10 protein-coding genes are annotated in these 11593 nt (G+C 70.1%); 7 read left to right on the top strand and 3 right to left on the bottom strand.

Annotated features, from left to right (window positions below; genetic code table 11):
- Positions 1-57: 57 nt before the first annotated feature.
- Both ACZ6YG_RS26380 and ACZ6YG_RS26375 read left to right on the top strand, forming a co-directional pair.
- Positions 58-492, top strand: a complete 435-nt coding sequence (locus ACZ6YG_RS26380; protein WP_466019461.1) for an STAS domain-containing protein — start codon at positions 58-60, stop codon at positions 490-492.
- 3 nt (positions 493-495) lie between these two features.
- The gene (locus tag ACZ6YG_RS26375; protein ID WP_148035549.1) at positions 496-1455 is read left to right on the top strand and encodes a sporulation protein; all 960 of its coding nucleotides are present in this window, start codon (positions 496-498) and stop codon (positions 1453-1455) included.
- A 17-nt stretch (positions 1456-1472) separates the two neighbouring features.
- On the opposite strand, the gene ACZ6YG_RS26370 is transcribed toward ACZ6YG_RS26375, so the two are convergent.
- Both ACZ6YG_RS26370 and ACZ6YG_RS26365 read right to left on the bottom strand, forming a co-directional pair.
- A complete protein-coding gene (locus tag ACZ6YG_RS26370; RefSeq protein ID WP_148035550.1) occupies positions 1473-2636 on the bottom strand; it encodes a glycosyltransferase family 4 protein in 1164 nt (387 codons plus the stop codon).
- Positions 2633-3538, bottom strand: coding sequence for a sulfotransferase family protein (locus ACZ6YG_RS26365; protein WP_148035551.1), 906 nt, complete (start codon positions 3536-3538; stop codon positions 2633-2635). Before ACZ6YG_RS26365 ends, ACZ6YG_RS26370 begins: the two co-directional genes overlap by 4 nt.
- 182 nt (positions 3539-3720) lie before the next feature.
- Between ACZ6YG_RS26365 and ACZ6YG_RS26360 the strand changes: the two genes are divergently transcribed.
- From ACZ6YG_RS26360 to ACZ6YG_RS26340, 5 genes are all read left to right on the top strand, one after another.
- A complete protein-coding gene (locus tag ACZ6YG_RS26360; protein WP_466019460.1) occupies positions 3721-5079 on the top strand; it encodes a TrkH family potassium uptake protein in 1359 nt (452 codons plus the stop codon).
- Positions 5072-5731, top strand: a complete 660-nt coding sequence (locus tag ACZ6YG_RS26355; protein ID WP_187281515.1) for a potassium channel family protein — start codon at positions 5072-5074, stop codon at positions 5729-5731. Before ACZ6YG_RS26360 ends, ACZ6YG_RS26355 begins: the two co-directional genes overlap by 8 nt.
- A gap of 100 nt (positions 5732-5831) precedes the next feature.
- Positions 5832-7982: a transglycosylase domain-containing protein gene (locus tag ACZ6YG_RS26350; protein WP_148035552.1), complete on the top strand. Its 2151-nt coding sequence runs from the start codon at positions 5832-5834 to the stop codon at positions 7980-7982.
- 192 nt (positions 7983-8174) lie between these two features.
- Positions 8175-9146, top strand: coding sequence for a LacI family DNA-binding transcriptional regulator (locus tag ACZ6YG_RS26345; RefSeq protein ID WP_148035553.1), 972 nt, complete (start codon positions 8175-8177; stop codon positions 9144-9146).
- Positions 9133-10404 (top strand): serine/threonine-protein kinase, encoded by a 1272-nt coding sequence (locus ACZ6YG_RS26340; protein ID WP_148035554.1) that lies wholly within the window; start codon positions 9133-9135, stop codon positions 10402-10404. Before ACZ6YG_RS26345 ends, ACZ6YG_RS26340 begins: the two co-directional genes overlap by 14 nt.
- Here ACZ6YG_RS26340 and ACZ6YG_RS26335 read toward each other — a convergent pair whose 3' ends face one another.
- Complete coding sequence (locus ACZ6YG_RS26335; protein ID WP_148035555.1) at positions 10405-11484, bottom strand: glycoside hydrolase family 12 protein; 1080 nt, start codon at positions 11482-11484, stop codon at positions 10405-10407.
- Positions 11485-11593: the final 109 nt, after the last annotated feature.

The following is an 11593-nucleotide window of genomic DNA, read 5'->3' as shown; positions in this document are numbered from 1 at the left end:
TAGCGAACCCCCGGGCCCGTCGCGTTGCAGACCCCGCTCAGCGGGAAGCCGTATGACGTGGCCGACAGGTTGAGGATCGAGACGACCCGCCACCTGGGGTGCACGGTCCTGCGGGCCGGCGGAGTGCTCGACCACGCGGGAGGCGCCCGGTTCAGCGCGCACGTCCAGGCGGTGTGGGGCTGGTCGCAGGGGCCGGTGCTCGTGTTCGACCTGAGCGAGCTGCGCTTCTACGACTCCTCGGCCATCGGCGTGCTGGGCACGGCGTTGCAGCGGATCGAGGCCACGGGCAGCGGGCGGGTGATCCTCATCCGGCCCACCGAACACCTGCTGAGCGTGCTGCGGCAGACCGATCTGCTGGCGCGCGTGGAGGTACGCGACAGCGTCGCGGAGATCGTGGCCGAGCTGATGTCGGGTGATGCCGATTTCCGGGAACCGGAGGAAACCGAAGATCGTTTCCGATACGGTCGCCTGCCGTACGGAAACGGAGAGTGAGCAGTGGTATTCAAAAGGATGCTGGGCGCGTTCGGCGTCGGAGCACCGTCGGTCGACACGGTCCTCAGCACGCCCCGGGTGCGCCCCGGGGGCGCCCTCGCGGGTGAGGTCCGCCTCAAGGGCGGTGAGTTCGACGCCGGCATCGAGCACGTGACGCTGGCCCTGGTCGCCCGCGCGGAGGCCGAGGCCGGCGACGACGAGCACACGGGGCTGGCCGTGCTGCACGAGATCCGGGTCTCCGGCCCCTTCACCCTGGCCAAGGGCGAGGACCGGACGATCCCGTTCGAGGCCGAGATGCCGTGGGAGACGCCGCTCAGCGAGGTGCAGGGGCAGCCGCTGACCGGGATGGCGCTCGGCGTGCGCACCGAGCTGGCCATCGCCAAGGCGGTCGACAAGGGCGACCTCGACCCGATCGCGGTCGAGCCGCTGCCGTCGCAGCAGCGGGTCATGGAGGCGTTCCTGCAGCTAGGCTTCGCGTTCAAGTCGGCCGACCTGGAGATGGGGCAGATCTACGGCGTCCGGCAGGAGCTGCCGTGCTACCAGGAGATCGAGTTCTACGGCCCGCCCGGGCAGATCTCCGAGGCGGAGCTGACGTTCGTCGCCGACCCCGTCGGCATGGACATCGTCATCGAGGCCGACAGGCGCTCGGGCCACTACGGGTCGGACGCCATCGGCCGGTTCCGGGTGAGCCACGACGAGGCGCTGCGGATGGACTGGGCGGCCGAGCTCGGCAACTGGCTGGGCGGGCTCTCGCAGCACCAGGGCTTCGGCCACGGAGAGGGCCACTACCAGGACCATCACGGCCATCACGGCCACCATGACCACCACCACGGCGGTGGCGGCATGGGCGGCGCGATCGCGGCCGGGGCCGTCGGCGTGGCCGCGGGCGTGGCCGGCGGGATGATCGCCGCTGAGCTGATCGAGGAGGCCTTCGAGGGCGACGAGGAGGAAGGCGAAGACTGACCCCCGCCGCCCGGCGGTCAGCGGGAGCCGACCCGGTCGCCCCTCGTCAGCTCGGCGAACAGGTTCTCCCACATCGGCATCACCACGTCGGGTGCGTAGCCGCGGGCGGTCGCGGCCGCGGCGGCGCCCATCTCCAGGCGCCGCCTGCGGTCTCCGACGACCTCCTTGAGCGCGGCGGCGAGCCCGTCGACGTCGCGCGGCGGCACCAGCCGCCCGTCGACCCCGTCGGTGAGCACGTCGCGCGGGCCGGTCGGGCAGTCGAAGGCGACGATGGCCAGGGCGTGCGTCATCGCCTCGATCATGACCATCGGCAGGCCCTCGAAGCGGGAGCTGAGGGCGTAGACCGAGGCCGCCGCCAGCTCGTCGTCGAGCCGGTCGGTGCGGCCCATCAACGCGATGTTGTCGCCCACGCCCAGCTCGTCGATCTGCGCCCGGAGCCGGGCCTCGCGCGGGCCGTTGCCGAAGATGCGCAGCCTCCAGTCGGGGTGGTCGGCCACCACCTCGGCGAACGCCTTGACGAGCAGGTCGAACCCCTTCTGCGGCACCAGCCGGCCGGCGGCCACCACGACGGGGTTCTGCTGGGTGGACCGCACCTGGTCGACCTTGTGGACCGCGTTGGGGATCTGCACGATCTTGGTGTCGGGCAGGATCTCCTGGTATTCGAGCTGGTTCGTCCTCGTGAGCACCGCCACGGCGTCGAACCTGCCGTAGTGGCGGGCGATCTCGTGGCGGATCGTGTCGGGGTAGGCGGCCAGGTTCATGTGCTCCTGGGCCACCCTCACGACGCTCTTGGGGGCACGCCTGGCGGCGATCAGGTTGAGCGCCGGGCGGGTGGTGACCAGGATCCCGTCCGGCAGCGAGGAGACGTAGTCCATGGCCGCCTTCTCCACGCGCTCGGTGAAGTATTCGGCCGCGAACTCGCCGCGGGGCACGATCTTGCCGCGGAACCTGCGCCACGCCTTGCGCGCGAGCGAGTCGGCCTGCCTGCCCTGGCGCTGGTCGACCAGGGCGCTGACCCGGACGTCCTGGTGGATGGCGAACTGGGGCTTGGTCCGGCGGCGGACCACGCTGACGATCTCGACGTCGTGACCGGCCTTCGCCATGGCGTTGGCCTGGTTCACGACGGTGCGGATGGTGCCGCCCATGCCGTAGGCGTGCAGCATCAGGTAGCGGATCTTCACTCCAGATACCCCCAGGTCCGGCACATCGGCTTCAGCGAGTCCAGGACCGAGTCGGGGTCCGGGAGCTCGCGGCCGGGCTGCACGGTGCCCGAGCGGATCTTGTCCCGCCAGTCGCCGAGACCCTTCTGGATGACCGCCTGCTCGCCGTACGAGAGCATCCCCGGCTCCCACGCCAGGCCGAGGAACTCGCAGATCTCGCGGGTCACCCGCTCCGGCTCGGCGCTGAGGTCCTCGTAGCGGACGGTCAGGCCGGACAGCCCGGACTTCGCCCTCTCGACGGCCTTCATGTAGCGCAGGGCGTCGACCGCGGCCTCCTCCCGGTCGCGCTTGTCGGGGCTGGCCTCGTACCAGGAGGTGGCGATCGAGGCCGGGTGGCGCAGGAGGAAGATGTAGCGCGCGTCAGGCCAGCAGGTCGAGATCCGCTCGTAGGCGAACGCGTTCGCCGGGGTCTTGTCCACGATGAACCGCTTGCCGCTGCGTACCAGCTCGCGGTGGAGCACACGGTCCCAGAGCAGGTGCTCCAGGTCGGCCTGGTTGTGGCCGAGCGCTTCCATTGCCTTCGCAGCCAGGGACGTGCCGAACTCCACTCTGAGGCGCCGCACATGGAGCTCGTGCGGGGCGTGCAGGTCCGAATGGGCGTTCATGATCGAACGCAGCAGGGTGGAACCGGACCGCACCGGGGAGATGATGAAGATCGGCGCGGTCAGCAACCGGTCGGCCTTCGGATCGGTCGGCGGCCTGATCTCGGCCTCGGTCTGCTTGGCCTTGGCGGTGGCCTTCGCGGAGGCCGCCCTGGCCGGAGCCGACGACGGCGCCGTCGAAATCCCCTGGTTCCCTACTCGATTGACCTGGAATCCGGTGAACCTGACCAGCGCTTTGTTGATTCTACGCTGCCAGCTCATGGCGACGCAGACTACCCACACTTCCTGGCAGTTCCCTGGCAATCTGGTGACATTGCCGGTTAGGACTTGCGTGAGGGTCAGGTCGTCCGGAATGTTTTGGTGTTTCGGACCAGCTATCCTCATCCGCTGTACGCTGGCGCGGGTCCGCCGGGAAAGCCTCTTCGGGGAAGCCTGACATTCACATGAGACGTGTTCGGGCCGCCTCTGCCCTCTTCGGCGGCTACCAGCACCCCACCCAGATGATCGCGGTGGGTTTCGGCCTCGCCATATTCGCGGGCTCCCTGCTGCTGTCCCTGCCCGCCGCCACCGCCCCGGGCCAGACCACCACCTGGATGACCGCGGTGTGGACCGCGACCGCCGCCGTCTCGCTGACCGGGCTGATCATCGTCGACACCCCCACGCACTGGTCGATGTTCGGCGAGGTGGTCATCATCGGCCTGGTACAGATCGGCGGGCTCGGCATCATGACGCTGGCCACGGTCTTCACCGTGCTGGTGTCCGGCAGGCTGGGCCTGCGCGCCCGGCTGTTCGCGCAGGCCGAGACCAAGACGGCGACCATGGCCGACATGCGCACGGTCGTGCGCAAGGTCGTGGTGTTCAGCCTGGTGTGCGAGGCCGTCGCCGCCGCCGTGTTCACCGCCCGGTTCATGATCGGGTACGGGGAGGGCTTCGGCAGCGCCCTCTACCTCGGCGTCTTCCACGGCATCTCGTCCTTCAACAACTCCGGCTTCACGCTCTGGTCCGACAACATCATGGGGTTCGTCGGCGACCCGTGGATCTGCCTGACGATCGCGGCGGCGGTCATCGTGGGCGGGCTCGGCTTCCCGGTGGTGTTCGAGCTGCTGCGCTCCTGGCGGCACCCCGGCAGGTGGAGCGTGCTGACCATGATCACCGTCTACGCCACCCTCTTCCTGCTGGTCCTGGGCACGCTGGTCTACCTGGCCACCGAGTGGCGCAACCCCGGGACCCTCGGCGCGCTGGACGACTCCGGCAAGCTGCTGGCCGCGTTCTTCCTGTCGGCCATGGTGCGCACGGCCGGGTTCAACAGCATCGACACCGGCGAGCTGCACCCGTCGAGCTGGCTGCTCACCGACGTGATGATGTTCATCGGCGGCGGCAGCGCCGGCACCGCCGGCGGCATCAAGGTGACCACGCTCGGCCTGCTCGCCTTCGTCATCTGGGCCGAGCTGCGCGGCGAGCCCAGGGTGAACGTCCGGCACCGCCAGGTGCCGGACACCGCGCAGCGCCAGGCCGTGGTGGTGACCGCGATGAGCGCGGCCCTGGTGGCCTTCTGCACCTACGTGCTGCTCGTGCTCACCCCGCACGGGCTGGACCAGGTGCTGTTCGAGGTGATAGCGGCGTTCAGCACGGCGGGCCTGACGACAGGGATCACGAATGAGATCCCGCCCGCCGGGCACGTGCTGCTCATCGTGCTCATGTTCGTGGGCAGGATCGGCCCGCTCACGATCGGCTCCGCCCTGGCGCTCAAGGAACGCGCCCGGCGTTACGAACTACCCGAGGAGCGGATGATCGTTGGCTGACCAACGCAATGACCCCGTGGTGGTGATCGGCCTCGGCCGGTTCGGCTCCGCGCTGGCGCTCGAACTCACCAGACGCGGGACCGAGGTGCTGGCCATCGACAACCGGCCCAGGATCGTGCAGGGGCTCACCGGGCACATCACGCACCTGGCCACCGCCGACGCCACCGACCTGGAGGCGCTGCAGCAGCTCGGCGTGGCCGACTTCTACCGGGCCGTGGTCGCCATCGGCGACCTGGAGGCCAGCATCCTGAGCGCGTCCCTCCTGGTCGAGCTGGAGATCGACGACATCTGGGCCAAGGCCGTCAGCCAGCAGCACCGCCGCATACTCAGCCGGGTCGGCGTGCACCACGTCGTGCTGCCCGAGCACGACATGGGCGAGCGGGTGGCCCACCTGGTCAGCGGGCGGATGCTCGACTACATGGAGGTGGACGAGAACTTCGCGCTGATCAAGACCCGGCCGCCGAAGGAGTACGTGGGCGTCGCACTGGGCGAATCGAACCTTCGGCGCAAGTACGGCGTCACAATAGTGGCGGTCAAAAAGGAAGGCGAGGAGTTCACGTACGCGACCTCTGACACCGAGCTGTCGTACGGCGACATCATCCTCGTCTCCGGCCGCAGCGATCAGATCGAGCGCTTCTCCGAGCTGACCTGAGCCGGCCGCCTGCCTGTGAGTTGGTAAACGGACGGATTTCTGGCCATTACCGTGGCTATAGGGTTTTGGCAAGGGCTGGTAGATCGGGGAGGTTCTCTTAATGGACTGGGGATCGGGCATCGTGCGGCTCGTGGGGGCGGCGGCCGCCGCCGGCGTGCTGACCGCCGCCATCGCCCTCCCGGCCGTCGGCGGCGCCGGCGCGATGTTCGTCAACACGGCCGAAGAGCTCAACCTGAAGGCGATGACCCTGAAGGAGCCGCCGCTGGCCGAGAAGACCACGCTCCTGGACGCCAAGGGCGACGAGATCGGCCAGTTCTACGAGGAGTACCGCGAGGTCGTCAAGCTCGACGAGATCTCCGAGGTGATGAAGACCGCCATCATCGCCATCGAGGACTTCCGCTTCTACGAGCACGGCGCCATCGACATCGAGGGCACGCTGCGCGCCCTGGCCAAGAACCTGACCTCCGGCGGCATCGCCCAGGGCGGCTCCAGCATCACCCAGCAGTACGTCAAGCAGGTGCTGCTCAACTCGGCCGTCACCGACGAGGAGAAGGCCAAGGCGCTGGAGGCCAGCTACGCGCGCAAGCTCAACGAGCTGCGCTACGCGATGGGGGTCGAGGAGAAGTACACCAAGGACGAGATCCTGGAGAAGTACCTCAACATCGCCTACTTCGGCGCGAGCGCGAACGGCGTGGAGGCCGCGGCCAAGCGGTTCTTCGGCGTCTCGGCCAAGGACCTCGACCTGGTCCAGGCCGCCACCCTCGCCGGAGCCGTGCAGGACCCCAACCGCACCGACCCCAACCTCGGCAGGCAGCAGCGCACCCGCCTGCTGGAGCGGCGCAACGTCGTGCTCAACCGGATGCACGAGCTCGGCAAGATCACCGACGAGGAGCTGGAGAAGGCCAAGGCCAAGAAGCTCGGCTACAAGGGCACCCCGCTGCCCGGCGGCTGCGGCGCGAGCCCGTACCCGTACTACTGCATGTACGTGCGCGCCGAGATCCTCAACAACCCGGTCTTCGGCAAGACCAAGAAGGAGCGCACCCAGCTGCTCAACCGGGGCGGCCTGACGATCAAGACCACGCTCGACCCCAAGATGCAGCGGGCCGCCGAGCGGGCGATCAAGAAGTGGGTGCACGCCTCCGACAACCCGGTCGCCTCCGAGGCCCTGGTGGAGCCCGGCACCGGCGAGATCAAGGCGATGGCCGCGAGCCGCACCTACGGCCGTTCCAAGAAGCGCAACGAGATGTCGTACAACGTCGTGGCCGACGCGGCGCACGGCGGCGGCGTCGGCTTCCAGGCCGGCTCGACCTTCAAGACCTTCACCCTGCTCGCCGGCCTCAAGCAGGGCATGAAGGTCAACGACGGGTTCTCGGTGGGGGCCGGCTACCGCGCCTCCGGCTACTCGACGTTCAAGAACTGCAAGGGCGAGAACATCGGCGACCCGTCCCACACCGTCACCAACGACGAGGGGTCGGGCGGCTTCAAGACGCTGCAGACCGGCACCTGGGGCTCGGTCAACACCTTCTTCATGAAGCTGGAGGAGGAGGTCGGGCTCTGCGACACGATCAAGACCGCCAAGTCGCTGGGCATCAAGCGCTCCGACGGCCTGCCGCTGCAGGAATACTCCACGTTCACGCTCGGCATCAACGAGATGGACCCGGTGACGGTCGCCAACGCCTACGCGGCGATCGGGGCGCGCGGCAAGTACTGCGAGCCGATGGTCGTCACCGAGATCACCGACCGCGACGGCAAGGTCAAGAAGTACGAGCCGAAGTGCAAGCAGGTGATGGACCCCGAGGTCGCGGACGCCGCGGCGAACATCCTCGAAGGGGTGTTCACCAAGGGCACGATGCGCGGCGTCGGCGGCATCGGCCGCCCGGCGGCGGGCAAGACGGGCACCACCGACGCCCAGGCGACGGCCTGGTTCGCCGGCTTCACCCCGGACCTGGCGGGCGCGGTCAGCATCGGCGACCCGCGCGGCTCGCAGAAGTACAAGCTGAACAACGTCACGATCGGCGGCCGCTACTACGGCTCGGTCTTCGGCGCCAGCATCCCGGGTCCCATCTGGCGTGACACCATGCTGGCCGCGCTGAAGGGCACGAAGGCGACGGACTTCCACCCGCTCGACACGGCCAGGTTCGGCGGCTGCGGGTCGAGCTGCGCGCCGGTCCAGCGCGACCGTGAGGAGCCGAACGAGCTGCGGGACATCGACTCCGACAACGACGTCTCCATCGGCACCGGTCAGGACTGACGACACGCGGAGGGGACGCCCCGGTGTCCCCTCCGCGAAATGTCTCCGAAATCTCTGCGCTCACTTAGACCCCATTCACCTGCGCTTTTCTTTACTGGGTACTAACAGTGCAGTACAGAGGGCCTGTTAACCGCGGCGAAACATTGATAACGTGGGAGCGCTCCCAGGGATCTTCGGCGCGAGGTGTCGATCATGTCCGAGCAGCCCACACTGGCCCAGGTGGCGGCGGCCGCCGGGGTCTCCCCCGCCACCGCCTCCCGCGTGCTCACCGGCTCGGTCCGGGTCAGCACGTCGACCCGTCGCCAGGTCTACGAAGCCGTCTCCCGGATGGGATACGTGCGGCAGCGGGCGCCCAGAGGATCGGTCTCCAGAAACCCGGTGACGGGAATCACCGCGGTCATCTGCGACCATCTGCCGCGATTATTCTCCGAACCGTACTATGCCCGGCTGTTGTCCGCCAGCGGGGCCGTCGTCGCCGAGAACGGCACCCATCTGACCATCACCACGGTCAACCCGACCTCGTCCGTCCTGCCCACGCTGTCCGGCGCGGTGCTGCTCGTCGGCGCCAGGGAGCGGCACCCCCTCGCCATCAAGCTCTGCACCTCCGGCATCACCGTGCGCAACATCGGCCGGCCGCCGCACGACCTGAAACTGCCGTTCGCCGACGTCGACAACTACGACGGCGGGCGCCAGGCCGCCGAGCACTTCCTGCTCACCGGCCGCAAGTCGGTGGCCGCCATCGGCGGCCCGCCCTCGCTGCCCGCCGCCAGGGACCGGCTCGACGGCCTGGTCAAGACGTTGCGGGAGGCGGGCGTGGCCGAGGTGCCCGTCGCGTACGGGGACTTCACCGCCGCCTCGGGCACCCACGCCATGCAGTGGCTGCTGCGCCACGCCCCCGGCCTGGACGCGGTCTTCGCCGCCTCCGACCTGATGGCCGCCGGGGCGATGCAGGCGCTGCGCAGGGCCGGCCGCAGGGTGCCGGCCGACGTGGCGGTGATCGGGTTCGACGACGCCCCGGTCGCGCGGCACACCAACCCCGCGCTCACGACCGTACGCCAGCCTGTCGAGGAGGTGGCCACCATCGCGACCAGGTTGCTACTGTCCGGAACGACAGGGATCGATCCGATTCTCCCGACAGAACTGGTCATCCGTGACTCGGCATGAACCCGGCGACATCCTGGCCCGCAGGTACCTGCTCCTGGACCCGCTGGCCCGGGGCGGCATGTCCGTCATCTGGCGCGCCTTCGACCAGTCGCTGCACCGCATGGTGGCGGTCAAGGTGCAGTGCTCGTCCCTGCAGACGGGCCTCGGCGACCGGGTGAGAGCGCGGAGCGAGGCACGGGCCGCGGCCCGGTTCATCCATCCGGACGCCATCGAGATCTACGACTACGGCGAGGCCGTGACCACCAGCGGGGAGGTCGCGGCCTTCGTCGTGATGCCGCTGCTCGACGGGGTGCCGCTGGCCGAGCGCCTGGAGAGGGGTCCGCTGCCGTGGGCGGAGGCGGCGGCCGTCGCCATGCGGACCGCCCGCGTGCTGGCCGCCGGGCACGCCCGCGGGCTCGTGCACCGGGACGTCACGGCCGAGAACGTGCTGCTCACCGGCGACGGGCTGAAGCTGCTCGACTTCGGCATCGCGGCCTGGGCGGGCGACCCCGACGACGAGCGGGGCACGCCGCCGTACGTGGCGCCCGAGCGGCTGGCGGGGGCGCCGACCCATCCGGCCGTGGACGTGTACGCGCTGGGCGTGCTGCTGTTCACCATGATCGAGGGGCGTACCCCGTACCCGGAGACCACGTGGGAGCAGCTGGAGACGGCGCGCCGCCCGTACCCGCCGCCGCGCCCGCCGGGCGCGCCGCACGCGATCGCGCTGCTCTGCCAGCGGTGCCTCGACCCGGAGCCGGCCCGCCGCCCGGAGGCGGCGGAGGTCGCGGCGGCGCTGACGGCCGCGCTCAGCCTGCCCAAGCGGCTGCGGCGCGGCCTGGCCGTGGCGGGAGCGGGGGTGCTCGCGCTGTCGCTGGTGGCGCTGATGGAGCTGCCCCGGGACGCGATGCCGCCCGGGGTGACGGCGTCGCCGCCGGCCTCGCCCGTGGCGTCGCTGCCGTCCACGTCGATGCCGTCCGCTTCGATGCCGTCGATGGAGCGCTCCCCGGCCGAGGGGCGGACGGTCCGGCAGGCGGTCGACGGCTTCCACGCCACGCTGGAGGGCTCCGACGTGTGCGGCGCGCTCGGCGGTGACGTGGCGCTGGATCTCAAGCAGGTGCTGCGCGGGGCGCTGGTGTCCCCGGGGCAGGAGGACTCGCTCCTGGCCGGCCTGCGCAGGAAGCTGGCCGACCGGGAGCGCGAGGGCCGGCTCGCCCCCGCCTGCCGCACCCAGCTGGAGATCAGCCTCAACGAGATCACCGCCGCCCGCCGCTCACCCTGATCAGGCGCACGTGTAGCCGGACGGCAGGGCGGAGCTCCCGCTGGGCTTGGAGGCCTGGAAGCCGAAGGTGGTGCTCGCGCCCGGGGCGAGGCTGCCGTTGTAGGAGAAGTTCGTGGCGGTCACCGTCTGGCCGCTGGTGGAGAACTGGGCGCCCCAGGAGCCGGTGATGGCGTGGCCGGCCGGCAGGGTGAAGGTGACCCGCCAGCCGGAGATCGGCGAGGAGCCGCGGTTCACGACCGTGACGGGCTGGACGACGTACCCGGTGGCCCACTGGCCCTGGGTGGTGGCGGTGGCCTGGCAGGAGCCGCCCGGCTGCGGGTCCTGGCCGCCCGAGGTGGTCACGGCGAAGGAGTTGACGGCCAGCCCCGCGCCGCCCACCCAGGGCTCGAACCCGGCCTGCACGCTGGTCAGATACCAGGAGCGCTGGCCGTAGCCGCGGGCGACGACGTCGGAGAAGAACGTGTCGACGGCGAAGTCGATCGAGCTGGCCGGCGAGGTGCGGACGTAGGAGATGACGTTCCATCCGACGTTGCCGAACCACACGTCCCAGGTGCCGCCTGCCAGGTTGGCGGTGCCGACGCGGGAGCCGATCGGCTGGATGGAGCCCCGGTGGTTCAGCCAGATCATCAGCTCGGCGCCGGTGTTCTGCCCGTCGGTCCGCGGGGTGGGGTCGAACCACAGGTCGTAGGCGGCGTTCCAGGTGCCGCTGCCCGGATAGCTCATGCTGACGCTGGAGCGCAGGTTGCGGAACCCGCTCGCGTCCGCCCGCACGGGCAGGCCGCTGCCGGTGGTGCAGGCGGCGTAGTGGCACCCGGCGTAGATGGACGGGTAGGCGGCGGGCGCGCCGTTGGTGGCGTTGTTGTGCGCCGCCTGGGTGACGGTGAAGCCGCCGTTCTGGTTGACGTCGATGCACTGGGCCGTGCTCGCGCCCCACACGTTGTTCTGCACGATGTAGCGGCCGTTCTGGATTTGAGCCGAGCCGTACTTCTCGCAGATGACCGGCGCGGCGTGCGCGGGGACGGCGAACGCGAACGCGGCCAGCAGGACCGCGAGGGCCAGGGGGATGTGCACGCGTCTCATGGCCGTCAGGATCACGAGCCCGCGGCGGCCAGGGCAACCCCGACCCGGTGCGCGCGGGCGGCGGCAGGGTGTTCCACCAGGGGAAAGCGGCGGCGGTACGGGCTGAAAG

The sequence above is a fragment of the Nonomuraea sp. NPDC054003 genome, assembly GCF_055585125.1.
This window is presented reverse-complemented; position numbering and strand designations above follow the sequence as displayed.

Excerpts from the sequence above, each read along its gene's own strand:
- ACZ6YG_RS26365 (WP_148035551.1), bottom strand. The coding sequence starts at position 3,538 with ATGAGCTGGCAGCGTAGAATCAACAAAGCGCTGGTCAGGTTCACCGGA.
- ACZ6YG_RS26360 (WP_466019460.1), top strand. The coding sequence starts at position 3,721 with ATGAGACGTGTTCGGGCCGCCTCTGCCCTCTTCGGCGGCTACCAGCAC.
- ACZ6YG_RS26350 (WP_148035552.1), top strand. The coding sequence starts at position 5,832 with ATGGACTGGGGATCGGGCATCGTGCGGCTCGTGGGGGCGGCGGCCGCC.
- ACZ6YG_RS26345 (WP_148035553.1), top strand. The coding sequence starts at position 8,175 with ATGTCCGAGCAGCCCACACTGGCCCAGGTGGCGGCGGCCGCCGGGGTC.
- ACZ6YG_RS26335 (WP_148035555.1), bottom strand. The coding sequence starts at position 11,484 with ATGAGACGCGTGCACATCCCCCTGGCCCTCGCGGTCCTGCTGGCCGCG.